Genomic DNA, 24,037 nt, shown 5'->3' with positions numbered 1-24,037 from the left:
CTCGGACCCGTGTCCGGGGCGTTTTTCGTTTTAGAAAAGGGTCAATTGGTCCCCTGCCTGCGCGGGCCTGGAAAACAGATCGCATCGGAGCGGCGGCGTTCTTGTGGCCAACCCCAAACGTTTGACCGCGAGGTTGAAGCGCTTGGCCACCAGCCCGGCATACTCACCTTCCCCCCGCATGCGGTGCCCCCAACGCGGGTCGTAGTCACGACCGCCGTGCATTTCGCGCAGTTTGGACATGACCTTTTCAGCTCGCGCCGGCTCATGCTGATGCAGCCAGGATTGCCACAGCTCAGAGACTTCGCGCGGAAGGCGCAGCATGATCCAGGTTGCGGAATCAGCGCCCGCGTCTCGCCCGGCTTCCAGCATGGATTCCAATTCGTGATCCGTCAGACCCGGTATCAAAGGCGATGTCATGACGCGCACCGGCACACCTGCATCGGTCAACCGTCGGATCGTCGCCAGCCGTCTTACAGGGGATGGCGCGCGTGGTTCCATACGTCGAGACAAGCCTGGGTCCAAAGTTGTCAACGAAATGCCGACCCGAACCAATCCAAGTTGCGCCATAGGGGTAAGGATATCCAAGTCCCGTTCGATCATCGCGCCTTTGGTCACGATCGCGACAGGATGCTGGAACTCTCGCAAGACCTGAAGGCAAGCCCGCGTTATCTTGTGCTGTTTCTCGATCGGTTGATACGGGTCGGTATTCGTTCCCATCGCAATGGTCGCTACTTTGTACCGGGCCGAGGACAGTTCTTTCCTCAGAACCTCGGCCGCGTTTGGCCGGGCGATCAACCGGGTTTCAAAATCCAATCCCGGCGACAACCCTAGATAGGCATGGGTCGGACGGGCAAAACAGTACACGCACCCATGCTCGCACCCGCGATACGGGTTAATCGAGCGGTCGAACGGCAGATCGGGCGATCGGTTGTAGGTGACCACACTGCGCGCTACCTCTTCTCGGACTTCAGTTCTGAGCGTCGGAAGCTCCTCTTCCATCTCCCAGCCGTCATCGCAGGCTTCGGTCGCAAAGCGTTCGAATCTGCCTGATTCATTGCTGGCCACGCCGCGGGCCTTTATGTTGAGTGCAGGCATATTTGTTCCCGTTACGTTCTCATTCGGGAATCAATAAACCCTGTATCGCCATGCGACAAGGAAAACTGCGCGAACCGCCCTTTTAGCCCCCGATCTCGGGCGCCTGGTTTTTCCCCGTTTGTGAACAGAATGCAGGATGTTGTTGCAGATAATTCCATCGTGATCGCAAACAATTTGACGTATAGGTCGGTCCCGGAACCGCCAAGGTCGCAATCGTAACAGTCTAACTGCGACGAAATGGCCAAAACGGAAAAAATGCCACCACGGGCCGATGGCCCGCCCAGCACAGGGAAATGCCCCATGTCCGATGAAGAAGACATCGTCCTGTCCGAACTCAACGACGACGAACTTGTCGAACAGATGTTCGACGATCTTTATGACGGCCTGAAAGAAGAGATCGAAGAAGGTGTGAACATCCTGCTTGAACGCGGATGGACACCATATGACATCCTGACCAAAGCTCTGGTCGGTGGCATGACCATCGTGGGCCACGATTTCCGGGACGGCATCCTGTTCGTTCCCGAAGTTTTGCTGGCCGCTAACGCGATGAAAGGTGGCATGACGATCCTTAAACCACTGCTGGCCGAAACCGGCGCGCCGCGCGTTGGCAAGATGGTGATCGGGACCGTTAAAGGCGACATCCACGACATCGGCAAGAACCTGGTGTCGATGATGATGGAAGGCGCTGGTTTCGAAGTTGTCGATATCGGCATCAACAACCCGGTCGAAAACTACCTGGAAGCCCTGGATTCCGAACAGCCTGACATTCTGGGCATGTCTGCCTTGCTGACCACTACGATGCCCTACATGAAAGTGGTCATCGACACGCTGATCGAACAGGGACGGCGTGAAGATTACATCGTACTCGTTGGCGGCGCCCCTCTGAACGAGGAATTCGGCAAGGCCATCGGCGCAGACGCTTATTGCCGTGACGCGGCGGTTGCGGTGGAAACTGCCAAAGACTTTGTGTCCCGCAAGCATAACCAACTGGCTAGCTAATTCAGGTGACACGAAAATGATCAAGGCCGCCCTTTCCGGGGCGGCTTTTTTGTCTTCAACTGCTTGATAAGCAGTACAGGTTTTATTACCTGTCAATTGTGATAGTGCGAATCTGTTGTGACGCACGTGTTGTTAACGAGTACATATAGGGTGGGTTATGCCTACGACGTTTAATGCTATTTTTCTTGGTAATCTTGCAATCATCGACCCGACTGAGGGTAACAACACTGCTGAAAACGCGGGCGCTTTGGTTGGACAAACTTTTGGTGGTCCGGGTGATCCATTACTTGACGACGCTGTCGTTTGGACACCGGTAGGAAACCCTGGTGGAACCTACGAAAACAACGCCAACTCTGACGTGGATTTTTTTGCAATTGATGGCGCTGCGACCATTTTCGATGCAGCTGTCGCCTACAATGCGACAATTACGTATGTCGACGGCACAACGGCAGACATAACGGCAGTCATCGCGCAAGACACGCTCGGGAACACTTTTCTGGTTCCAGAATTCTCAGCCAACAGCGATCAGGCCGCATTGGAATTTGCGGGCATCAGGTCACTAACGCTCAACAGTATAAACACCGCCACAACTACGGGTTTGAACGCTGACCGTGAATCCTGGGACATCGCCAGATGTTTCGCAACCGGCACTCTGATCGAAACGGAACGTGGCCTGGTCGAGGTCGAGAATTTGCGCGTGGGTGACAAAATTACGACGCTGGATCATGGGTTGCAAACGCTGCGTTGGATTGGCTCTCAGACCGCGCGTGCCGCAGGCGTGTTCACGCCTGTGCTGATCAAGGCGGGTGCGCTTGGCAATGATCGCGATCTCTTGCTCTCGCAGCAGCACAGGATGCTGATCAGCGACTGGCGTGTTGAACTGCATACGGGCCACGCTGAGGCGCTGGCGCCTGCCAAGCATTTGGTGAATGGCCGCGATATCGTGATGAAGCCCGGCGGTCTTGTGACCTATTATCACCTGATGTTCGATCAGCACGAACTGATCTGGGCCGAAGGGTGCCTAAGCGAGAGCTTTCACCCTGGAATCCAGGCGTGGAACAGTTTTGAGGATGACACACAGCAAGAGATCCTGTCGCTGTTTCCGGAACTGGCCAGCCACGGGATCACCGCCTATGGTCCCCCTGCCCGCCCATCGCTTCAATCTTTTGAAACGCGTGCGTCGGTGGCCTGACACGGGATGTCGGAAGCGGACTTGCCTTGATCCGGCATTCATTCTTTGATGCTGCAATCCTTCAGGGAATTGACGATGCAGCAGAACACCACACCGGATGACGCAAGCCTGACGACAAAAGGCTATACCGAAGACACTCGGCAAGGCGGCATACTGCTATTGGCATGCGGTGCGCTGGCGCGCGAAATCCTGCATCTGAAAAAGCGCAACGGCTGGGATCATATGACCCTGACCTGCCTGCCCGCCATACTGCACGTTCACCCCGAACGGATTACACAGGCTGTCGAAGAAGCTGTTGCCAAGCACCGCGGTAACTTTGACCAGATCTTCGTCGTCTATGCCGACTGTGGCACCGGCGGCCTATTGCAGAAAGCCTGCAAGGAGATGGGCATTGAGATGATCAAAGGCCCGCACTGCTATTCCTTTTTCGAAGGAAATCAAGCCTTTGAAGACCATGGCGATGATGAAACAACAGCCTTCTACCTGACGGATTTTCTGGCCCGCCAGTTCGATGCCTTTGTGTGGAAACCGCTTGGCCTGGACCGTCACCCCCAACTGCGGGACATGTATTTCGGGAACTATACCAAGCTTGTCTATCAAGCGCAGACAGACGATCCGGACCTCACGGCCCGCGCTCAGGAATGCGCCGAACGCATGGGTTTGACGTTTGAACGCCGGTTCACCGGCTATGGCGATCTGGAAACCACCCTGACCGAGTGGGCCGCCCGCAAGCCGACCGCCTGATCGTCAGGCGTTCTCGTGCGCGACTTCGCGGATACGCTCGATCATCGACCGCAAGCCATTTGACCGCTGTGCGGACAGATGATCATTCAACCCAAGGCGTGCCAACTCGCCGCCCGCGTCGACCTTTGGGACTTCGCCAACAGGCAAGCCATTATACAAAGACCGCAACACCGCGATCAGCCCGCGCACAATCAACGCGTCGCTATCGCCGTCGAACCGGAAAACGCCACCCTCGATCGTGGGCTGCAGCCACACCTGACTGGCACAACCGTGCACCTTTGTGGCGGGCACTTTGAACGCATCGTCCAGAGGCTCCATCGCTTTGCCCTGATCTATGACATGGCGATACCGGTCTTCCCAGTCATCCAGAAACTCAAAATCCTCGACGATTTCCTCAAAGGCGGGCGTTGCCATTTCGCAGCGGTCCTTTTTGTTGCGATCACATTTGTGACCTATGCCTCTGTTGGGCACCTGTCCAGCCCCGGTGTGGGTTTTCAATCTTTGGAATTTACGATAACCCATTGCTGAAAATACTTCTCTGGGCTTTGGGACCATGAAAAAATCAACACCTCTTTTATTGGTCGGCACGCTTACACTGGCCGCCTGCAGCGGCTGGAGCGAGTCGCGCGTGAACCCGACCAATTGGTTCGGGTCCAGTACACCCGCCCCTACTGAAGTATCCGTAAACGAAGCTGATGCTCTGGTGCCCGAAGGGCGCGACGGCCCGGGCCTGTTTTCGCGACCCGAAAAGGAAGTGATCGGCTTTGCCATAACCAAGGTAGATGAGCTGCGCATCGATCCCACGTCTACCGGGGCAATCGTCTATGTCAAAGGTACGGCCGCAAGACAGGGCGCCTATAATGCGCGCCTTGTCCCCGTGGAAAGCGAAGAAAACGAAAAGAACGGCATTCTGGAATACACGTTCGAAGTCAGCTACCCAAGCTACGCGACCAATCAAGGCTCTGAAAAATCGCGTGAGGTCAATGGTGCTACGACGCTAGGCCGGGCCGAGCTGCGAAACACCCGTCTGGTTCGCGTTCGTGGCGAACAGAATGCACTAGAGTCCCGGCGGCGTTAACCGCCGCTAAAGCGACACGACTTGTACGGATTGCCCCTTGGCGGCCAGAGCGATCTTGCCGTCACACAGTTTCAGGGCATCCTCGCCAAACACCTCAAATCGCCAGCCTGACATCGAAGGCAGCTTACGCTCGCCCGCAGCCAACTGGTCCAGTTCGGAACTGGTGGCGATCAGCTTGGCCGCCACGCCCGAGCTTTCGGTTTTGGATTTGAGCAAAACGCGCAGCAAATCGGCGAGCGCCGGGTTGATCTTTAGCTTATCACGGCTGTTATCAACGCGCGGCATTTGATCGGCAGGGCAATTCACCCCCTGTTTCACCGCCGCCAGAATACCGTCGGCAATCGCGCCTTTGCGCGCCTCGCGCAGCAGCAGGCGAGAACCACCAAGGTCCGACGGAGATTTGGGCTTGGTCGAGGCAAGCTCGATCAGGGCGTCATCCTTGAACACCCGGCTGCGCGGAACGTTGTTCTCTTGCGCATAAGCTTCGCGAAACTGCGCCAACTCGCGCACGACAGCCAGGAACTTGGCCGAATTTGTGCGGGTCTTCACCCGCTTCCATGCATCTTCCGGACGGATATCGTAGGTTCCGGGCTGGGTCAGGGTGCGCAACTCTTCGGACACCCAATGGCTGCGCTGCGACTTGTTCAACTGGGCCGCCAGATATTCGTAGATCTGCCGCAAATGCGTGACATCCGCCAAGGCATAGGTCTTTTGCGAATCTGTCAGTGGCCGACGTGACCAATCGGTAAAACGCGAGGTTTTGTCGACCCCTTCCTTGCAGATTTTGCGCACCAAAGTCTCGTATCCCACCTGCTCTCCAAAGCCACAGACCATCGCGGCGACCTGAGTGTCGAACAGAGGTTGCGGGAATACGGACGCCTCGACCCAGAAAATCTCAAGATCCTGTCGCGCGGCGTGAAACACTTTGACCACGCTTTCGTCGCGAAACAGGTCGTAAAGCGGGTCCAGCGACAAGCCGTCGGCTAATGGGTCGACGAGAACGGCGCTGTCCTCATTGTCGGATGGAACTGCAAGCTGCACCAAACAGAGTTTCGAATAGTAAGTCCGTTCGCGCAGAAACTCGGTATCTACGGTGACATAGTCATATTCCGCCGCGGCCTTGCAGAATTCGGCCAGCTCTTGCGTCGTCGTCAGGGTTTTCATGCGCGGTGCTGTTCTTGCTCTTGTTCTGTGCGGCTGATTGTCTGTTTCATTCCGTACCCAGCCGTATTGCGGACCATAGGATGAATTTGACGCGCGTGTAAATCATCCCGAGACGTTCAGGGCAGCAACACCGGAGTCCGATCCCCACTGGCGTAACGGCGCAACACTGCGGGGTAGAGTTTGTGTTCCCACACCAGCACCCGGGCGGCCAATGCCTCGGACGTATCACCCGGTTCAATATCTACTCGCGCTTGCCCAAGGATCGGACCGTCATCCAAGGCTGCGGTGACTTCGTGAACCGAACATCCATGTTCAGCATCCCCGGCTTCAATAGCGCGCGCATGGGTGTTGAGACCCTTGTATTTCGGCAGAAGCGAAGGGTGGATATTCAGCATCCGTCCCTGAAAGCGTGACACGAAATCGCCTGTCAGAACACGCATGAAGCCAGCCAGACAAACGATATCGGGTTGCGCTTCTTCCAGCGGTTTCAGCAACTCGGCCTCAAACGCGGCACGGTCGCCCTTGAACGGGCGGTGATCCACCGAAGCCGTCGGAATGCTCCGCTCTGCCGCCTTTGTCAGGCCACCCGCATTCGCATCATTGGACAGAACCAGACAAGGCCGCGCAGGGTGATCGTCGGTCATGCTGTCGACCAGCGACACCATGTTCGAGCCACCCCCCGAGATCAGAATTGCGACGCGCTTATGGCTCACAACAGGGTGCCCGAATAGGCCATGCCCGCTGTCCCGGTCACAGTGCCAATCCGCGCAACCGTTTCGCCCGCATCGGCCAGCAACGCCGCCAAATCATCCGCGCGATCCGCTTCACACGCGACGATCATGCCAATGCCGCAGTTGAAGGTCTTCAACATCTCAGCCTCAACAATCCCACCGGTTTCCGCCATCCAGCGGAATACAGGCGGCAAATCCCATGCATTCAGGTCAATCTCGGCACCCAACCCCTCGGGCAGCACACGGGGCAGGTTTTCTGTAAGGCCGCCGCCGGTGATATGGGCCAGCGCATGCACGCCCCCTGCTCGGATCGCCTGCAGAGCTGGCTTCACATACAGACGTGTGGGTGTCAGCAGAGCTTCGCCCAGCGATCCTTCACTGAACGGTGAGGCGGCATCCCAGCCCAGACCCGAAATCTCTACCAGTTTGCGCACAAGGGAGTACCCGTTGGAATGCACACCGTTCGAGGCCAACCCCAACAGCACGTCGCCCGCCTGAACGCCGGCCGGCAGATGAGCCCCACGTTCCATCGCGCCAACCGAGAACCCGGCCAGATCGAAATCGCCATCCGGGTACATGCCGGGCATTTCCGCGGTTTCACCGCCGATCAAGGCGCATCCGGATTGGACACAGCCTTCGGCAATGCCTTCGATGATCCGCGCCGCCGTATCCGTATCCAGCTTGCCGGTCGCAAAATAATCCAGGAAAAACAGCGGCTCAGCGCCCTGGCAGATCAGGTCATTGACGCACATGGCCACAAGATCGATGCCCACGCCGTCGACAACGCCGGTATCAATGGCGATGCGCAGCTTGGTGCCCACCCCATCGGTGGCCCCAACCAGAATCGGGTCCTGATATCCGGCATCCTTTAGATCGAACAGAGCGCCAAATCCGCCCAGCCCGCTCATCACACCAGAGCGGTTGGTGCGTTTTGCGGCCGGCTTGATCCGGTCGACTAGGGCATTCCCCGCATCAATATCAACGCCTGCATCGGCATAGGTGATTCCGTTCTTGCCCGTGGTCATGGCCAGCCCCTTATGAATGGTTCCCGCGCGGGTTATTCGATTGTGCGACTTGTTGCAACGGTCAGGCTTGACGCGGCTGTTCACCGTGGTACTCAAAGCGCTCAGGCGGGCCTGTAGCTCAATTGGTTAGAGCAGAGCGCTCATAACGCTTTGGTTGCGGGTTCAAGTCCTGCCGGGCCTACCACCGTCTACTTGTTCATTGTTATCAGTTACAGATGCTTGCCAGACCAGCAATGCACGGTGTTTCTGCTGTCCAGTTCAAACATAAGATTCATTCTTCTAAATCTGCAGGGTTGCCCAGTAACTCTGAGCCTTATTCAAGCCCCTAGAGTTCGGAGTCCCGCTCAAGCGGAAGTGCCATTTGGTACATTCAAGACAATATGACACATACGCATACTATACTTTTGGATACATCACCTATTCGAATGGGTTTTTGGCTATCCCATTTCCATTTAGCGAAACTTGTAAATTCATGTTTTCATGATCTTGCACGTCCCATACATGTGCATCCCAGCCTCCGACTAGCACCCAGTAGGAGGAAATTGACCGGCTTCGCGACCCCTCCGCTCACTCGGACCGCGAAGCTGGTTTTTTTGTGCCCTTTTTAGTTTGAAAAAAAGCTTCCAAATACAAAGCGCACCGGCAAACCTCCAATTGAAGTTCAGGCCTACCTTGGAGGTTCACCGAAGTATCCACCAAAGTATCCAACCATCGCACCCAATACGCCAACTACGATGACAATCGAGATTAATGCACCACTGCTTTTTGAGTAATATCCAAGCGTCAAAAGCCCGACGACAAATATACCAACCAAGAAATACAATACAGTGTTGTCCATACCTAAACCTATGCCGCAAAAGACGTTCTGCAACGTTACGATAGAAATGCGCCTCAAGTCTAATGGGGGAGATACACCCCGTTAAACACCAGGGTAGCCACTCGTTCCCGCTCCAAAAAAACCCGCGTTGTTCGGAGGGAAACCGTTACAAACAACGCGGGAGGCAGTTGGGGTAGTGAAGGCGATACGGAGCGGGTCAAGAATTGGACCAAAAAACCCCGGGTAAAGCCGTTCGGTCTAATACGAGGCAGCAACTTTACGCTTCAGGATCTGTCGCTTCAGCCTTTTGGAAAACTGCCAAGGTGACAAACAACCCGCCGATCAGCAGCAAATGGCCCAATGCGGTTACACCGAAAACAAAATAGCTGCCAACCATCAGCGAGAAGATTGCGCTCCACATCCATGCCAACATCTGCATCAGCATGTGTGCTGTGGATAGAGAGTATTTTTTTAGTGGGTTTTTTGTTTCATCCATTACCGATACCCACGATGATTTCACGTCGAAACTATTGGTCATGACTTCCTCCCATTCTAAAGGTTGTACGGGGTGATCGGTGCTTTAGACCAAAGAAAAATTTTGCGCGCCGCTTATGGCAGCGACACAAAACGTAAATTCCGATCCCACCAAAATCACCTCCCAACAATGATATCTGCGCAAAGGCCACCCAGCCTTTCACTTTTGCCAAGCCGCAGGACACCGCCATGTGCGCGGGCAATATCCGCAACAATCGCCAACCCAAGACCAACGCCACTACCCTGATTCTGGTTGCGTGCGGGATCAAGACGCGAGAACGGTTTTACAGCCTCAGTGCGCTGCTCTACCGGAATGCCCGGTCCGTCATCTTCGACCCGGATGCGCGTGGTTTTGGGCGTCAGGGACAGGCTGACTTCGGCCCGGTTGCCATATCGCACCGCATTGCCAATCAGGTTCTCGACCGCGCGGCGCATGGCCATCGGGCGCAGCATCGCCGTGCCGTCACCTTCGACTGAGACCAATTCGGCCTGATGACCTGCCCGTCGCGCGTCTTCGACAATCTGGCGCAACAACGCCGCGGGCTCGATTGCCTCGGCAGGGCCCTCAGCGGCGCCGCGAGAGAAATCGAGGAACGCATCCAACAGCAATTGCATCTCGTCTACGTCCTGCTGCATCGGTGCTGCCTCATCCTCAGGCAACATGGACAGGCCCAGTTTCAGGCGCGTCAGCGGTGTTCTCAGGTCGTGACTGACCCCCGACAGCATCATCGTGCGCTGTTCCATCTGGCGCTCGATTCTTGCCCGCATTTCCAGAAACGCACTACCGGCTGCACGCACTTCTATTGCACCGCCCGGCGAATAGGGTACCACCCTGCCCCGGCCAAAGGCCTGCGCGGCGTCAGCAAGCCGGGTGATGGGCCGCAGTTGATTGCGCATATAGAGGAATGAGATCGTGGTCATGACCACGGCAAAAAACACCATAGTCACAATCAACTGATGCGGCGCCGTGGGTGACAAGCGGCGGCGATCTATCGTCAACTGCAGAAGCCCCAGATCGGTTTCCAGATACAACCGTGCCTCGTCACCCGAAGGCAAGGCCACAGAAACCAGATCGGGCAGTCGCATCTGCAAATTTGCCTCGACCTGAGGTGCGATGAAGTCGTACCACCGCCGCTTGTCGGTCAAAGGATCCTGATCGGGGTCGACAAAGCGGGCCTTCATCTCAAGCGCAACCAAATCCGGGCGAATGGCTGCCAATGCCTGCTGCCGGGTCTCGGCCCCCTGCATTGTTTCAAGCACCAGAGTCACTTCGCGCGCCGCGGATCGAGTCATCTGTGCGGTGACGTCCTCAAGATGTTTTTGCAAAAAGGCAATCCCAACCACCAACAGCAGAACGATAACCGGAAGAACCAGAATCAGTGCTGCTCGGGCATAAAGGCTGCGCGGCATATAGTGTTTGAGCCATCGACTGGACATGCGCTAAACCTAACGGGCTGATCCGCCAAGAGAAAGAGCTCAGAATGCAGGTGCCCGACGATTTCAACCCGCCACCAGGTCAGGCAGCAGAATTACAAACTGGCCTTCGGCGGATTCTGGCACCAAACCCGTCTCCGATGACTTATCGCGGTACGAATACGTATCTATTGGGAAAGCGCGATCTGGCGGTCATCGACCCCGGCCCCCTGAGCGACGCGCATCTTGAGGCGATTCTGAACGCCATGCAGCCGGGTCAACGGATAAGCCACATCATCGTCACCCACAGCCATCTCGACCACTCGCCGCTTGCGGCACCTTTGGCAGAACGGACCGGTGCGCCGGTTTTGGCCTTTGGCGGGCCACAGGCCGGACGCAGTGCAGTGATGACAAAACTAGCCCAACAGGGTCTGGTCGGCGGCGGTGAAGGGATAGACACCGCGTTCCGGCCGGACATCAAAGTGGCGGATGGTGAGATGATCGAGGGTGAAGACTGGCGGCTTGAGATCATCCATACACCCGGTCATCTGGGAAACCATATCGCCCTGGGATGGGGCAATGTCTGCTTTACAGCCGATCACGTCATGGGCTGGGCCAGTTCGCTGGTCTCCCCTCCGGACGGGGATCTGACGGATTTCATGCAAGCCTGCCAAAGGTTGCGCGCCCGGGACTGGACCGTGTTTCACGCCGGACACGGTGCACCAATCACCGATCCTGGCGAACGTTTGGACTGGCTGATAAATCACCGCCTCACGCGCGAAGCTCAGATACTGGCGGCGCTTGCGGATCAGCCCGGAACCGCCCGCCAACTTGCCAAGCGCATTTACACCGATACGCCTATCGCGCTGCTGCCAGCTGCCGAGCGTAACGTGTTTGCGCATCTAATTGATCTATATGGTAAATCAAAAGTCTCCACACCTGATGCGCTATCGGGAAATGCCAATTTTTTCAGAACCGCGTGACTTGTCCAAATTTTTTTCCGATTGATGCAGTTCTCCTCTGGACGGGCAAAAAACGGGTTGTTATACGCCCCTCAGTTCCGGCGTAGCTCAGCGGTAGAGCAGTTGACTGTTAATCAATTGGTCGTAGGTTCGATCCCTACCGCCGGAGCCAAAATCCCCTGATATCAAGACCCTCATACGACGCCAAATTTGGCACTGTTTGGATTGATGTCATTTTAGCGAAAAAAATTCTGCCCCCCACTGGACGCCGTAGAAACAGGTTGCTATACGGCGCGAACCGTTCCGGCGTAGCTCAGCGGTAGAGCAGTTGACTGTTAATCAATTGGTCGTAGGTTCGATCCCTACCGCCGGAGCCATTTCCAAAAATATCAGGCGCTTAGCCCATCAAGGCATCCTCGAAGTCCGCGCGCAGGTTGCGCTTTAGGACCTTGCCGGTCGCGTTCAATGGAAGCGCGTCCACAAAGACAACCTTGTCGGGAACCTGCCATTTGGCAATCTTGCCGTCAAAGAAGGCCAGCAACTCTTCTTCGCTGGGGTCGGAACCTTCGGCTTTGACGGCCACCAACAAGGGGCGTTCGTCCCATTTGGGATGAGGCACGCCAACAACGGCTGCCGTGGCAAGCTGCGGATGGGCAACAGCGATGTTTTCAAGCTCAACCGAGCTGATCCATTCACCCCCGGATTTGATGATGTCCTTGGACCGGTCCCGGATTGTCATGTATCCGTCCGGGTCCAACGTTGCGACATCTCCGGTCGCGAACCATCCGTCCTGCAGCAGGTCTTCATCCTGCATCTGGAAATAGCTGTCCAACACCCAATGCCCGCGCACCAGCAGATCGCCCTGCGTGACGCCATCTTGAGGCAGATCCTTGCCGTCATCATCGACGATCTTCAACTCGACGCCATAAGGCGGTCTGCCCTGGCTTTCGCGCAGCTTGTGTTGTTCTTCAAGCGGCAGGTCAAAATGCTTGGCCAACGGATTGTTCGTTGTACCCAACGGGCTCATCTCACTCATACCCCACGCGTGAACCGTATCAACGCCATAAGTTTCGCGGAAGGTCTCAATCATCGAGGGCGGACACGCAGCACCACCAATCACGGTGCGGTTCAAGCTGGCCAGTTTGCTTCCTGATTTTTCGGCATGTGCCAGCAAGCCCTGCCAGATCGTCGGAACGCCCATTGCAAGCGTCACGCCATATTTATCGACCAAATTCACCAAGGCTTCGCCATGCAGGCCCGGCCCTGGCAGCACCATGCGCGAACCGGACATGGCGCAGGCATAGGGCGACCCCCATGCGTTGACGTGGAACATCGGAACCACTGGCATCACGACATCCATAGCTGAAAAGCCGATGACATCTCGCGTGTTCGATCCGAAACTGTGCAGAACTGTGGAACGATGGGAATACAGAACGCCTTTGGGATTGCCCGTCGTACCCGAGGTGTAGCAAAGGCTGGACGCCGTGTTTTCATCAAAACTGGGCCATTGGAAACCGTCATCGCCTGTTTCGATCAGCTCATCATAGAGCACCACGCCCGGGATTTGAGCAATGGCATCCTCATTTCGTGGCCCCATCAAAACGAAATGGCTGACCTCGGACAGGTGTTCGTGCAGCGCGGCAACCAAAGGAATGAAGGTCGCGTCAAAGAACAGAACCCGGTCTTTTGCGTGGTTGATGATGTAAGTCAGTTGCTCAGGGAATAGCCGGGGGTTCACCGTGTGGCACACAAAACCCGCGCCGGAGGTGGCATAGTAGATCTCCAGATGTCGCCGGTTGTTCCAGGCCAACGTGCCAATTCGATCCTGCGGCTCCAACCCCAGCTTGGTCAGCGCTGATCCCAGTTTTCGCGCGTTTTGCGCCACTTGCTCCCATGTGGTTTCGGTGACCGATCCATCGGTTTCGACCGAGTAGATCTCGGTCTGGCCATGATAGCGTTCGGCGTGATCAATCAGCGACGAAATCAGCAAAGGCTGCGTCATCATCTGTCCCAGCATGGACATCCTCCCATTATCAGCGTCGCCTCTATTGGGCAGTGCTGTCTGCTTGCCTGATGCCACTCGCCAGCGTGCGCAAAGCAAAGTGTTCAGGGCGTTCCCTAAGAACAGACCCTGCCAATCATTTAATTGTCTGACAATAAAAGAATGCAGCCTGCCTTCACGGCAGACTGCAAAAAACCGCGTTAATAATCGCGGTGGCGCGTTGCATAGGCAACCAGGGCAGCGGTCGAGCCGTCCTTGCCAGTCGCGCTTTCTTCTCCGTCGACGATCGGGCCGAGAGATGTCGCAAGTTCCTTGCCCAGCTCAACGCCCCACTGGTCGAACGAGTTGATGCCCAATAGGACGCCCTCGACAAACACACGATGTTCGTAAAGCGCGATGATCTGGCCCAGAACAAACGGCGTGAGCATTGGATACATCAACGTTGTCGAAGGACGGTTGCCCGGAAAAACGCGGTGACGGGCTTGCCGTTCCAGCTCGTCCCCTTCCAGCCCCTTCTCCGCCATCCGTTGCCGTGCTTCGCCCAAGGATCGACCGCGCATCAGTGCCTCGGACTGCGCCAGGCAATTGGCCAGCAACAGTCGGTGATGGTGGATCAATTCCGGTTCGTGCCCCTCGGCCGCGACCATGAACTCACAGGGAATCACGTCGGTGCCTTGGTGGATCAACTGATAAAATGCATGCTGCCCATTAGTGCCCGGCTCCCCCCAGACGACGGGGCCGGAGGGAATGGTCAGAGAGTTGCCGTCCATGGCAACAGATTTGCCGTTCGATTCCATCTCAAGCTGTTGAAAATATGCGGGTAGACGCAGCAGTCTTTGATCGTACGGCAGCACGGCCCGGCTGGCATGGCCCAGAACCTGACGATGCCAAATGCCGACCAAAGCCAGCATAACGGGCATATTTTCGACCCAGTCGGCGGCGCGGAAATGTACATCCATCGCTTGACCGCCGCGCAGGAACGCATCGAAAGCGTTCGATCCGACGGCGATCATCACCGGCAGGCCCACCGGGCCCCAGACCGAGTAGCGCCCGCCGACCCAATCGGCAAAACCGAAAACGCGCTCTTGGGGAATACCAAAGGCTTGGGTTTTGTCCAACGCACTGGACACGGCGGCAAACTGCTTGCCCGGATCGCCGCCGCCATCTTCCATCCAAGCTCGCGCGGTTCGGGCATTGGTCATCGTCTCGATGGTCGTGAAAGTTTTGGAGGCAACAATCACCAGTGTCCGCGTTGGATCAAGCTGGCGCAGCGTATCGGCGATATGTGCGCCGTCCACATTCGAGACATAGTGCAGTCTTGGTCCATCATGATACGGGGACAGTGCATGCGTCGCCATCACTGGGCCCAAATCCGAACCACCGATCCCGATATTGACCACATCGGTAAAGGCGCCCCCTGCCCCGGTGACCGCGCCGCCACGCACCTCTTCTGCAAAGACGCGCATCCGTTGCAACGTGTCCAGAACATCAGGCATGACGTCCAACCCATCAACATCGACAGGACCACCGTCCAGATTGCGCAGCGCAGTGTGCAAAACCGCGCGACCTTCGGTTTCGTTGATCTTTTCCCCGTCAAACATCGCGGCGCGGCGCGAGGCCAGACCCGCCCCATCGCACAACGCGATTAAGGCTTTTCGGACCTCATCTGTGATCTGAGTTTTGGAATAATCAAACAGCAGATCGCCGGTCGATGCAGAAAAACTCTGCGCGCGGCTCGGATCGGTTTCAAACAGGCTCAGGATGGCTTCGTCCTGAGCGTCGGATGCAAGGGTTTTGAGCGGGTCCAACTGCATCTGTGTCACTCCGCCCAATGAACCGTCATGCCGGTCAGCGTAGCGGCGATCGGGGCCTCTTCTGGTGGCAGCGACATGGCCTTGTCCAACGCGTCGCGTTTGGCGGCGCCATAGATAATCAGGTGTTTGGACAGCGCGCCGTCCAGCACCGGGCCGGTCAGCGTGATCCGCGCCTCGGGTTGGGTTTCGGTGCGCGCAACCGCAAGGATGGGCGCGTGGCTGTCCAGCGCAGCCTCAAGCCCCTGCATCCCCGGAAACAGAGATGCGGTGTGCATATCCTCACCCATCCCCAATACCAGAACCGACAATGGCAAAACCGGCGCGATCAGGTTCTCGATTTCCGGCAGGACACCGTCGGGTTCCTTACCCTCAAGATACAGTGGTACATACTGCGCAACCGAGGCTCGGTTCGTCAGCAGGCGCTGCCGGATCAGCCGTTCGTTCGAACGGTCACTGTCACCCGGAACGCAACGTTCGTCGGTAGGCAGTACCCGCACCCGATCCCATGCCAAATCAGCCGCGCAAAGACCATCGAACACCGGCCCCGGGGTCGTACCGCCCGGCACGGCCATTGAGACCGTGTCGTGATGCAGCAAGGCGGCCTCCAACTCTCCGGCCAAGGCGTTTGCGACATCAATTGCCAGCATGTCGCGATCAGCATATTCCTGAATCTTCATGGGTTTATTCCTTGCCAGCGGCGACCATCTCGTTTCATCAACAGCTCGGCGTCGCCCGGGCCTGTGCTGCCGCTTTCATATGGTTTTGGTACGTCACCGCGCGCGTGCCAGCCCGCGATGATCGGGTCGGTCCAAGCCCATGCGGCCTCAACCTCATCCCCGCGCATGAACAGGGTCTGGTTGCCCCGGATCACGTCCATCACCAGCCGTTCATATGCATCCGGGGGGTCTTGATTTCCTGACCCTAGCGCCTCGGCAAAACTCATGTCCAAGGGCACATCGACCAGACGCATACCACCCGGGCCCGGTTCCTTGATCGTCACCTTCAGCGTTATGCCTTCGTTCGGCTGCAGGCGTATCGAAAGGACATTCGCGTGGCGTCCGGCCTCTTCGCCAAAAATCGAATGCGGCGCGTCCTTGAACATCACGTTGATCACCGAAGACCGCGCCACCAGACGCTTGCCCGTGCGCAAGTAGAACGGCGTGCCCGCCCACCGCCAATTGCTGATATGCGCCCGCAGTGCCACATAACTTTCGGTGGTCGAGCGCGGATTGCCCACGGTTTCGCGGTATCCTTTCCTGCTTTCACCTCCATCGAACTGCCCTCGCACGATATGGTGTGGCTGGACCTGATCCAACGCGCGAATAACCTTGAGTTTTTCATCCCGCACAGCGTCCGGATCAAATTTTGCCGGAGGCTCCATCGCGATCAGACACAAAAGCTGCATCAGGTGATTCTGCATCATGTCGCGCATGGCACCTGCGCGCTCATAGTACTCTTCCCGCCCGTCGATACCTACGGATTCGGCCACCGTGATCTGGATGTGATCGACATATTGGCTATTCCACAGCGGTTCGAACAGCATATTGCCAAAACGAACGGCCATCAGGTTCTGGACGGTTTCCTTACCCAGATAGTGGTCGATCCGGTAAATCTGGCTTTCCCGAAAATGCTCAGCCAAGGTCGCGTTTAACGCCCGTGCGCTTTCCAGATCGTGGCCAAAGGGTTTTTCAACGACAATCCGCGTGCTTGGCGTCGCAAGATCATGCGCCTTGATCCGCTCGGCCAAAGGCCCAAACAGGCGCGGACCGACCGAGAAGTAGAACGCGCGCACCCGATCTTGGTTCAGCTTGTCAGAAAGCTGATCCCATCCTTCATTCGAGTATCCGTCCAGAGTTACATAGTCGACGCGGTCCAGAAACGCGCGGAATGCGCCCTCGTCCTGGCATTGCGCAGCCGCATGGGTTCGCAGCGATTCGGCGACCAATGCCTGAAACCCCGCGCGGTCGTGGACCGTGCGCGCCGCGCCAATGATTTGGACGCCTTCGGCCCACTGCCCTGAACAAAAGCGCCGAAACAGGGCCGGTAGAATCTTACGTTGCGCCAAGTCGCCGGTCCCGCCAAAAATGACGAGATCGAACGGATCAACTGGTATGACGCGAGAAACCATGGTTTTTCCTTATCTTGCCCCGCCGGGCATGTCCAATGTTAGCGCAATCGGTCAGCGTAAATCCCCCATCATCAAAACTCTGTCAGGTCGCACTTGCCTGACTTAACTAATCCGAGTCGAGCAGCTACATCAGAAGTAACTTCAAAGAACCGGATACCGGAATGAAAGACAACGCGCCTCAGACCGCCAATATCGGCAAGTTTAAGAACAAATTGGTGACAGCAGATGGGCAAACTCGCGCTTCCGTAGCGTTGAAAAACCCCGAGACGTTGTGGTTCAATACCGGCACTCTTTGCAACATCGAATGCGTCAACTGCTACATCGCCAGTAGTCCAACCAACGACGCGCTGGTCTATATCACCACCGACGAGGTGCGCGACTACTTGGACCAGATCGAAGAACGCGACTGGCCGGTGCGTGAGATTGGGTTCACCGGGGGCGAGCCCTTTATGAACCCCGGAATGATCGACATGACTCGTGTCGCGTTGGAACGCGGCTATGAAGTTTTGATCCTGACAAATGCAATGCTGCCGATGATGCGCCGCAAGATGCGCGAGGGTTTGCTGGATCTGAAGCGCAATTATGGAAACAAGCTGACACTTCGAGTTTCCGTGGACCACTATCGCCCCGAACTGCATGACGAGGAACGCGGAAAAGGCAGCTTTGACAAGACGATCACTGGAATGGAGTGGTTGCGCGACAACGGGTTCAATATCGCTATCGCAGGCCGCACGGTCTGGGGTGACAGCGACGCCGACAGCCGCGCCGGGTATGAGGCGTTTTTCAAGCGGCACAGCTTTGACATCGACGCACAGAATCCCGGCCAAACCGTTTTGTTCCCAGAGATGGACGAAACCGTCGAAGTCCCCGAAATCACAACCGCTTGCTGGGGCATTCTGGATAAAGCACCCGAGGCTGTAATGTGTTCGAATGCCCGCATGGTGGTTAAACGCAAAGGCGCAGAACAACCTGCCGTTCTGGCCTGTACCCTACTGCCGTACGAGCCTGAGTTTGAAATGGGCACCACACTGGCCGAGGCCGAGGCCGACGTGCACCTCAACCACCCACACTGCGCAAAATTTTGCGTTCTGGGCGGCGCCAGCTGCTCGGGCTGATCAGTTTAGCTCGGGCGATTTCCAGTATTTTGTGCCTGACGCCCCAGCCGAAACGCGCCAGCCCTTTTTGCTGAGCACAAAAAACGACCGCCCATCTGTGAACCTGAGCGTCTCATCGGTGCGCTCATCTCCATACATTGCGCCGGATTCCGCAGTCGCGTCGTAACCTTGCGTGATAAAACTGTCCAAATCTGCTTGGGTTTCAAACAGGATCACGAATTTGGTCTCGAACCCGCCGATACCGATCGCCGCGCCCACGCCGCCGGTTCCCATATTCATATAGGTGTGCTGACCAGTCTCTTTGTTCACGGCAACACCGCGCCCGTACCCTGCGGACACCGGGAACACCGTCACTTTGCGGGAATCGAACGCAGCATATCCCGCACTGACATCATATAGCGCTTGTGCTTCGGGGTTTTCGGCAAGCAACTGCGCCAACACATCGACGGCCATGACATCCAGCTTCGCGCGGGTCTCTTCGGGCGTCGCCTCGTTTGACAGCAAATCAGAGGTGGACGTGATAGTTTCATCAACCGCGTTCGCCCCTTTTTCGAGTGTCTGCCCGACGGTTTCTGCCCCGCGTCCGACAGCATTAGCCGTATTTTCAGCGCCCTTCTTGATTTTATCAAGGACACCTTCGGCCAACACAGGCCCGGCTAGGCAGATGGCAACTGCAATCAAAAAAACTCTGGGCATTCCGTGTTTCCGCTTGTGGCCAATGACTTCGCCGCCACGATACCGGATGCACCGGAAATGTATATGGGTTTGGGCCTGATGCGCCCGGGCGTCAATTCACTCGGAATTCGCCTACCACGTTGCGCCATTCCCCGGGCGCGATCATTTTTCGATGTGTAAACCGCACGGAATGCAGCGGTCCTTCGATCTCTCGCTGCCAGAATTCAATAAAATCGAATAGTTTGGGATGATCCGGCGCAAGGTCGTATTCCTGCCAGATAAATGTATTTAGCACGTGAATATAGTCGGGCATGTGATAAAAAAATTCTGCCGTCGTCAGCCCATACCCCTTGAGCATCAGTTCTGTTTCGCTTTGCTCCATGCAGACCTCCAAAATTGTTGCAAGGTCTCTTCAGCATAACACAGAAACCACCTAACCCTTGGTTAACAATATGTTACCCCAGTGTTACGGGTGTTTTTTGCACAGAATGCGCTGCTTGCTTGCACCTTATGTGCCGGGTCTGATAAGGTACATCCACAAGATATAGACCCAGCACAATAAACGGGCAGGTTACGTGAGCGATACGCCAGAAACCCCAGAAAACATGGATGAAACACCGCCCCAGCGTCCCGTATATGACGGCCCGACGGTATCCATCGAATCCGAGATGCGCACGTCCTATCTGGACTATGCGATGTCGGTCATCGTGTCCCGCGCGATCCCCGATCTGCGCGATGGCCTGAAACCGGTGCACCGGCGCATCCTCTATGCCATGCACGAGACGGGCAATACCCACGACAAGTCATACCGCAAATCGGCCCGTCCGGTTGGCGATGTCATGGGTAAGTACCACCCACATGGTGACAGCGCGATCTATGACGCGCTGGTGCGGATGGCGCAGGATTTCTCGATGTCGCTGCCGCTGCTGGATGGTCAGGGCAACTTTGGCTCGATGGACGGTGATAACCCGGCGGCCATGCGTTACACCGAAGTACGCATGGACAAGCCTGCCGCGTCCCTGCTGGCCGATATCGAAAAAGAGACGGTCGATTTTCAGGACAACTATGACGGCAAGGACCGCGAACCGACGGTTCTGCCCGCCCGTTTCCCGAACATGCTGGTCAACGGTGCCGGTGGTATCGCCGTCGGTATGGCAACCAACATCCCGCCGCATAACCTTGGCGAAGTCATCGACGCAACGCTGGCGCTGATCGATGAACCGGATCTGACATCCGAACAGCTGATCGAATATATCCCCGGCCCTGATTTCCCAACCGGTGGTGTGATGTTGGGCCGATCCGGCGCGCGCAAAGCCTATCTGGAAGGGCGCGGCAGCGTCATTATCCGCTCCAAGACCCGCGTCGAGGAAATCCGCAAGGACCGCTATGCCATCGTCGTGGACGAGATCCCCTATCAGGTAAACAAGGCCTCGATGATCGAAAAGATCGCCGAAGCCGTTCGCGAAAAACGCATCGAAGGCGTCAGCCACGTTCAGGACGAATCCGACCGCAATGGGGTGCGTGTCGTGGTCGAACTCAAACGTGATGCGACGCCGGAAGTTGTTTTGAACCAGCTTTTCCGTTTCTCGCCGATGCAGACCTCGTTTGGTTGCAACATGCTGGCGCTGAATGGTGGCCGGCCCGAGCAGTTGACCCTGCGCCGGTTCCTGACCTCTTTCATCGACTTCCGTGAAGATGTCGTCGCCCGCCGCACTGCGTACGACCTGCGCAAGGCCCGCGAACGCAGCCACATCCTGTGTGGTCTGGCGGTGGCTGTGTCGAACGTGGATGAGGTGGTCGCCACAATCCGGTCATCCGCTGACGCCGCGCAAGCGCGTGAAAAGCTGATGACCCGTCGCTGGCCCGCGGCTGAGATCGAAAGTTATCTGCGCCTGATCGACGATCCTCTGTCCAAGATGAATGACGACGGCACCTATAACCTGACCGAAGTTCAGGCCCGCGCCATCCTTGACCTACGTCTGCAGCGACTGACTCAGATCGGTGTCAAAGAGGTCACGGACGAGCTGGAAGAACTGGCAGGTAAGATCCAGGAATACCTCGATATTCTGTCCTCGCGAGAGCGCATCATGTCGATCATCGGAGATGAGCTGCGCAGCGTTCGTGAACAGTTTGCCGTGCCCCGTCGCACCGAGATCGTTGATTGGTCCGGCGACATGGAAGACGAGGATCTGATCGAACGTGAGGATATGGTCGTGACCGTCACGTCGGGCGGATACATCAAGCGTACTCCGCTGGCCGATTTCCGCGCGCAAAAGCGGGGCGGCAAGGGCCTGTCGGGGATGCAGACCAAGGAAGAGGATGTTGTCACTAACCTCTTCGTTGCCAATACCCACACGCAGCTGCTGTTCTTCACGACGGATGGCATGGTCTACAAACTCAAGACCTGGCGTCTGCCGCAATCGGGGCGCACTGGTAAGGGCAAGGCAATCGTCAACATCTTACCGATCCCGACCGGTGTTTCCATCGCCGCGATCATGCCGGTGGATGTACCCGATGAAGAATGGGAGAACCTTCAAATCATCTTCGCCACCAGCGCGGGCGACGTGCGTCGTAACCGCTTGTCAGACTTCACCAATGTCCGACGCAACGGCAAGATCGCAATGAAACTGCCCGAAGATGTTGAGCTGGTGAACGCCCGTATCTGCTCGGAAGATGAAGATGTGATGCTGGTCACCAATTCGGGTCGTGCAATCCGCTTCCGCACCACCGATGTACGAGTGTTCAACTCGCGCGAATCCACCGGTGTGCGCGGTATCAGGCTGTCCAATGGAGACCGCGTGGTTTCGATGTCGGTGATCCGCCATTTCGAAGCGACCCCCGAAGATCGTGTGGCTTACCTCAAAATGCGCCGTGCGGTTGCAGGGCTTACCGAAGATGACGCTGGTGACGAAGAGGAAGCCGCGGCAAGCAGTGATTTCAACCAGGAAAAGTATGCCGAGATGTCGGCAGCCGAAAACCTGATCCTGACAATCACAGCAGGCGGCGCGGGCAAGCTGAGCTCTAGCCACGACTACCCAGTCCGCGGACGCGGCGGGATGGGTGTGGCCGCCATGGACAAGGCGATGCGTGGTGGCGAACTCGTCGCCTCGTTCCCGGTCGATATGGAAGATCAAATCATGCTGGCGACGTCCAAAGGCCAATCGATCCGGGTGCCGGTTGATGGGATTTCGTTCCGCTCCCGCTCGGCCGGTGGCGTGAAGGTCTTCAACACCGGCAAAGGCGAAGTGGTCGTCAGTGTTGCCTGGATCGCCGATCAAGGCGACGAGGACGAAGCGGAAGAGTAACCGACAGGTCCATAACATTATTCAGGCGCTACACTTTCGGGTGTGGCGCCTTTTTATTTATCAAAAGGTCTTCGACCGCCCAAAGGCGATCCTGTCCCCAGACACTTTCCCCGGCGACACGGAAACTTGGGACACCCCATAGCCCGATCTCTTGCAGGCGGTCCTGATTGACCGCTACCCGATCTCTCCAATGATCCGAGCTAACGTGCGGTTTCGCACTCTGCCAATCCAACCCCGCGTTTTCGACGATAATCCGAAGCCCACGATCGGTTGCAGCATTTAGACCCTTTGACCAGACGCCGCGCAGGAAGGCGGAACAGAACTCAGGCAGTTTTTCCTGCGCTTCGGCATAATCCAGTAAGGCATAGCCACGCTCGACTCCTTTGCCCAAAGGATCACAGATACGCCCAAACGGGATCCCCAACCGCCGCGCTTCGCGCACGCAATCATAAAGGATGTAGGAGGACTTGGGTGGAGGGACGGGTAAGCCTCGCATCAACATTGGCAAAACCGGCCTCAGAACCAGCCGTGCGTTGTAATGGCGTGCCAAGTCGACGGCCCGGTCAAATGCCAGATACGAATAAGGGCTGCGGAAAGAAAAGAAGAACTCAATCTCCTGATCTTTAGACTTCTCTTGGTCCAGTTGCACTGAAGGCAAAGGCACTATCGGTGACGATCCGCTTCCCAGACCCACGTGCAGCAACCGATTTTCGAGGTAATGAAGACGATCAACGCCCCAATACCATTCACCATCGTTGTGAAACGTTCCGCCGAGATAGTGACCCAAAGCTGAAAGTTGCTGGTCACCATCCTCGATCAGCGCAGCCGGTAAGGGGTGATCAGACGACGAAAAGCCCTTTCCCGACCAAAGATCTTCGCTGATACCTCGGACATTTTTAACAAAGCTCTCATTCGTCAGTTCGGCTGCCATCTGTTTTTCCGCAATTGCAATGAAAGCCTCGTCAGGAACTGCGCCTTCAGGAGGGCTGAGACCAAGCTTTCGGGCCAGCCTTGCCGCATCTTTGATAGCATTTTGCCGATGTGCTGCCGGGTCCGGCAAAGCCTCGGCCGGAGGGCCCGAAATCAGATGTGGGCGTAGCTCGATATCATAGGTGTCTCGAAACTGCTGTAAGACCTGTGCGGTGAGGTGACAGTATGGGTCGGAAACATCATGGAAATATTGGACAACGCGCGGCCGGTTCAGCACCTGATGCTTTGCCTCCAACACGCGCCTACGCGCCACC

The 24,037-nt window shown here is 56.7% G+C and carries 21 protein-coding genes and 3 tRNA genes; 10 read left to right on the top strand and 14 right to left on the bottom strand.

The genetic code is table 11. The features are described from left to right. Positions 1–30: 30 nt before the first annotated feature. Positions 31–1,095 (bottom strand): PA0069 family radical SAM protein, encoded by a 1,065-nt coding sequence (locus AC2FI9_RS00765; protein WP_496764678.1) that lies wholly within the window; start codon positions 1,093–1,095, stop codon positions 31–33. Positions 1,096–1,395: 300 nt separating this feature from the next. On the opposite strand from AC2FI9_RS00765, the gene AC2FI9_RS00760 reads away from it, so the two are divergent. The 3 genes from AC2FI9_RS00760 (at position 1,396) to AC2FI9_RS00750 (ending at position 4,030) form a co-directional block, all read left to right on the top strand. Beyond that, complete coding sequence (locus tag AC2FI9_RS00760; protein WP_496738501.1) at positions 1,396–2,094, top strand: corrinoid protein; 699 nt, start codon at positions 1,396–1,398, stop codon at positions 2,092–2,094. A 157-nt stretch (positions 2,095–2,251) separates the two neighbouring features. Then, positions 2,252–3,286, top strand: a complete 1,035-nt coding sequence (locus AC2FI9_RS00755) for a Hint domain-containing protein (protein ID WP_496764676.1) — start codon at positions 2,252–2,254, stop codon at positions 3,284–3,286. A gap of 75 nt (positions 3,287–3,361) precedes the next feature. Then, positions 3,362–4,030: a DUF1638 domain-containing protein gene (locus tag AC2FI9_RS00750; RefSeq protein ID WP_496764674.1), complete on the top strand. Its 669-nt coding sequence runs from the start codon at positions 3,362–3,364 to the stop codon at positions 4,028–4,030. A gap of 3 nt (positions 4,031–4,033) precedes the next feature. Here the strand turns inward: AC2FI9_RS00750 and AC2FI9_RS00745 are convergent, their stop codons facing one another. Continuing rightward, a complete protein-coding gene (locus AC2FI9_RS00745) occupies positions 4,034–4,444 on the bottom strand; it encodes a SufE family protein (protein WP_496764672.1) in 411 nt (136 codons plus the stop codon). A gap of 139 nt (positions 4,445–4,583) precedes the next feature. Here AC2FI9_RS00745 and AC2FI9_RS00740 point away from each other — a divergent pair, with 139 nt between their 5' ends. After that, on the top strand, positions 4,584–5,108 hold the full coding sequence (locus tag AC2FI9_RS00740; RefSeq protein ID WP_496738497.1) for a hypothetical protein: 525 nt from the start codon (positions 4,584–4,586) through the stop codon (positions 5,106–5,108). 6 nt (positions 5,109–5,114) lie between these two features. On the opposite strand, the gene rnd is transcribed toward AC2FI9_RS00740, so the two are convergent. The 3 genes from rnd to purM form a co-directional block, all read right to left on the bottom strand. Continuing rightward, positions 5,115–6,272 (bottom strand): ribonuclease D, encoded by a 1,158-nt coding sequence (rnd, locus tag AC2FI9_RS00735; protein WP_496764670.1) that lies wholly within the window; start codon positions 6,270–6,272, stop codon positions 5,115–5,117. 116 nt (positions 6,273–6,388) lie between these two features. Continuing rightward, a complete protein-coding gene (gene purN, locus AC2FI9_RS00730) occupies positions 6,389–6,985 on the bottom strand; it encodes a phosphoribosylglycinamide formyltransferase (protein ID WP_496727177.1) in 597 nt (198 codons plus the stop codon). Continuing rightward, positions 6,982–8,028, bottom strand: a complete 1,047-nt coding sequence (gene purM, locus AC2FI9_RS00725) for a phosphoribosylformylglycinamidine cyclo-ligase (protein ID WP_496764668.1) — start codon at positions 8,026–8,028, stop codon at positions 6,982–6,984. Before purM ends, purN begins: the two co-directional genes overlap by 4 nt. Before the next feature lie 107 nt (positions 8,029–8,135). On the opposite strand from purM, the gene AC2FI9_RS00720 reads away from it, so the two are divergent. Further along, positions 8,136–8,212: transfer RNA gene (locus AC2FI9_RS00720), tRNA-Ile, on the top strand. A gap of 910 nt (positions 8,213–9,122) precedes the next feature. Here the strand turns inward: AC2FI9_RS00720 and AC2FI9_RS00715 are convergent. Both AC2FI9_RS00715 and AC2FI9_RS00710 read right to left on the bottom strand, forming a co-directional pair. Beyond that, entirely contained in the window at positions 9,123–9,383 is a 261-nt protein-coding gene (locus AC2FI9_RS00715) for a hypothetical protein (protein ID WP_058271760.1), read from the bottom strand. A gap of 113 nt (positions 9,384–9,496) precedes the next feature. Next, on the bottom strand, positions 9,497–10,816 hold the full coding sequence (locus AC2FI9_RS00710; protein ID WP_496764666.1) for an ATP-binding protein: 1,320 nt from the start codon (positions 10,814–10,816) through the stop codon (positions 9,497–9,499). 44 nt (positions 10,817–10,860) lie between these two features. On the opposite strand from AC2FI9_RS00710, the gene AC2FI9_RS00705 reads away from it, so the two are divergent. The 3 genes from AC2FI9_RS00705 to AC2FI9_RS00695 all read left to right on the top strand — a co-directional run bounded on the left by AC2FI9_RS00705 (position 10,861) and on the right by AC2FI9_RS00695 (position 12,131). Then, the gene (locus tag AC2FI9_RS00705; RefSeq protein WP_496764664.1) at positions 10,861–11,775 is read left to right on the top strand and encodes an MBL fold metallo-hydrolase; all 915 of its coding nucleotides are present in this window, start codon (positions 10,861–10,863) and stop codon (positions 11,773–11,775) included. A 76-nt stretch (positions 11,776–11,851) separates the two neighbouring features. Next, positions 11,852–11,926, top strand: a tRNA-Asn gene (locus AC2FI9_RS00700). 130 nt (positions 11,927–12,056) lie between these two features. Further along, positions 12,057–12,131, top strand: a tRNA-Asn gene (locus tag AC2FI9_RS00695). Between the two features lie 20 nt (positions 12,132–12,151). Here the strand turns inward: AC2FI9_RS00695 and AC2FI9_RS00690 are convergent. The 4 genes from AC2FI9_RS00690 to zwf form a co-directional block, all read right to left on the bottom strand. Next, on the bottom strand, positions 12,152–13,771 hold the full coding sequence (locus AC2FI9_RS00690) for a long-chain-fatty-acid--CoA ligase (protein ID WP_496764662.1): 1,620 nt from the start codon (positions 13,769–13,771) through the stop codon (positions 12,152–12,154). Positions 13,772–13,956: 185 nt separating this feature from the next. Further along, positions 13,957–15,570 carry a glucose-6-phosphate isomerase gene (pgi, locus tag AC2FI9_RS00685; RefSeq protein ID WP_496764660.1) on the bottom strand — a complete coding sequence of 538 codons (1,614 nt, stop codon included), beginning with the start codon at positions 15,568–15,570 and terminating at the stop codon, positions 13,957–13,959. 5 nt (positions 15,571–15,575) lie between these two features. Beyond that, complete coding sequence (gene pgl / locus AC2FI9_RS00680; RefSeq protein ID WP_496764657.1) at positions 15,576–16,247, bottom strand: 6-phosphogluconolactonase; 672 nt, start codon at positions 16,245–16,247, stop codon at positions 15,576–15,578. Then, a complete protein-coding gene (zwf, locus tag AC2FI9_RS00675; RefSeq protein ID WP_496764655.1) occupies positions 16,244–17,698 on the bottom strand; it encodes a glucose-6-phosphate dehydrogenase in 1,455 nt (484 codons plus the stop codon). Before zwf ends, pgl begins: the two co-directional genes overlap by 4 nt. Positions 17,699–17,859: 161 nt before the next feature. Here zwf and AC2FI9_RS00670 point away from each other — a divergent pair, with 161 nt between their 5' ends. Continuing rightward, on the top strand, positions 17,860–18,813 hold the full coding sequence (locus AC2FI9_RS00670; protein ID WP_496764652.1) for a radical SAM protein: 954 nt from the start codon (positions 17,860–17,862) through the stop codon (positions 18,811–18,813). Here the strand turns inward: AC2FI9_RS00670 and AC2FI9_RS00665 are convergent, their stop codons facing one another. Both AC2FI9_RS00665 and AC2FI9_RS00660 read right to left on the bottom strand, forming a co-directional pair. After that, complete coding sequence (locus tag AC2FI9_RS00665; RefSeq protein WP_496764649.1) at positions 18,814–19,509, bottom strand: lipid-binding SYLF domain-containing protein; 696 nt, start codon at positions 19,507–19,509, stop codon at positions 18,814–18,816. It abuts the gene before it with no gap. Between the two features lie 91 nt (positions 19,510–19,600). Continuing rightward, positions 19,601–19,870, bottom strand: coding sequence for an usg protein (locus AC2FI9_RS00660; RefSeq protein WP_058271768.1), 270 nt, complete (start codon positions 19,868–19,870; stop codon positions 19,601–19,603). A 193-nt stretch (positions 19,871–20,063) separates the two neighbouring features. Here AC2FI9_RS00660 and gyrA point away from each other — a divergent pair, with 193 nt between their 5' ends. Further along, on the top strand, positions 20,064–22,793 hold the full coding sequence (gyrA, locus tag AC2FI9_RS00655; protein ID WP_496705394.1) for a DNA gyrase subunit A: 2,730 nt from the start codon (positions 20,064–20,066) through the stop codon (positions 22,791–22,793). A gap of 28 nt (positions 22,794–22,821) precedes the next feature. On the opposite strand, the gene AC2FI9_RS00650 is transcribed toward gyrA, so the two are convergent. After that, positions 22,822–24,036 carry a DsbA family protein gene (locus AC2FI9_RS00650; RefSeq protein ID WP_496764647.1) on the bottom strand — a complete coding sequence of 405 codons (1,215 nt, stop codon included), beginning with the start codon at positions 24,034–24,036 and terminating at the stop codon, positions 22,822–22,824. Position 24,037: the final 1 nt, after the last annotated feature.

The sequence above is a fragment of the Ruegeria sp. CDSA246 genome (genome assembly GCF_059611225.1).
Note: the sequence above shows the minus strand (reverse complement) of the source record. Positions and strands in the feature narration are given on the sequence as shown.

Coding starts and splice junctions, on each gene's coding strand:
- AC2FI9_RS00765 (WP_496764678.1), bottom strand. CDS start 1,095: ATGCCTGCACTCAACATAAAGGCCCGCGGCGTGGCCAGCAATGAATCA.
- AC2FI9_RS00760 (WP_496738501.1), top strand. CDS start 1,396: ATGTCCGATGAAGAAGACATCGTCCTGTCCGAACTCAACGACGACGAA.
- AC2FI9_RS00755 (WP_496764676.1), top strand. CDS start 2,252: ATGCCTACGACGTTTAATGCTATTTTTCTTGGTAATCTTGCAATCATC.
- AC2FI9_RS00750 (WP_496764674.1), top strand. CDS start 3,362: ATGCAGCAGAACACCACACCGGATGACGCAAGCCTGACGACAAAAGGC.
- AC2FI9_RS00745 (WP_496764672.1), bottom strand. CDS start 4,444: ATGGCAACGCCCGCCTTTGAGGAAATCGTCGAGGATTTTGAGTTTCTG.
- AC2FI9_RS00740 (WP_496738497.1), top strand. CDS start 4,584: ATGAAAAAATCAACACCTCTTTTATTGGTCGGCACGCTTACACTGGCC.
- rnd (WP_496764670.1), bottom strand. CDS start 6,272: ATGAAAACCCTGACGACGACGCAAGAGCTGGCCGAATTCTGCAAGGCC.
- purM (WP_496764668.1), bottom strand. CDS start 8,028: ATGACCACGGGCAAGAACGGAATCACCTATGCCGATGCAGGCGTTGAT.
- AC2FI9_RS00715 (WP_058271760.1), bottom strand. CDS start 9,383: ATGACCAATAGTTTCGACGTGAAATCATCGTGGGTATCGGTAATGGAT.
- AC2FI9_RS00710 (WP_496764666.1), bottom strand. CDS start 10,816: ATGTCCAGTCGATGGCTCAAACACTATATGCCGCGCAGCCTTTATGCC.
- AC2FI9_RS00705 (WP_496764664.1), top strand. CDS start 10,861: ATGCAGGTGCCCGACGATTTCAACCCGCCACCAGGTCAGGCAGCAGAA.
- AC2FI9_RS00690 (WP_496764662.1), bottom strand. CDS start 13,771: ATGCTGGGACAGATGATGACGCAGCCTTTGCTGATTTCGTCGCTGATT.
- pgi (WP_496764660.1), bottom strand. CDS start 15,570: ATGCAGTTGGACCCGCTCAAAACCCTTGCATCCGACGCTCAGGACGAA.
- pgl (WP_496764657.1), bottom strand. CDS start 16,247: ATGAAGATTCAGGAATATGCTGATCGCGACATGCTGGCAATTGATGTC.
- zwf (WP_496764655.1), bottom strand. CDS start 17,698: ATGGTTTCTCGCGTCATACCAGTTGATCCGTTCGATCTCGTCATTTTT.
- AC2FI9_RS00670 (WP_496764652.1), top strand. CDS start 17,860: ATGAAAGACAACGCGCCTCAGACCGCCAATATCGGCAAGTTTAAGAAC.
- AC2FI9_RS00665 (WP_496764649.1), bottom strand. CDS start 19,509: ATGCCCAGAGTTTTTTTGATTGCAGTTGCCATCTGCCTAGCCGGGCCT.
- AC2FI9_RS00660 (WP_058271768.1), bottom strand. CDS start 19,870: ATGGAGCAAAGCGAAACAGAACTGATGCTCAAGGGGTATGGGCTGACG.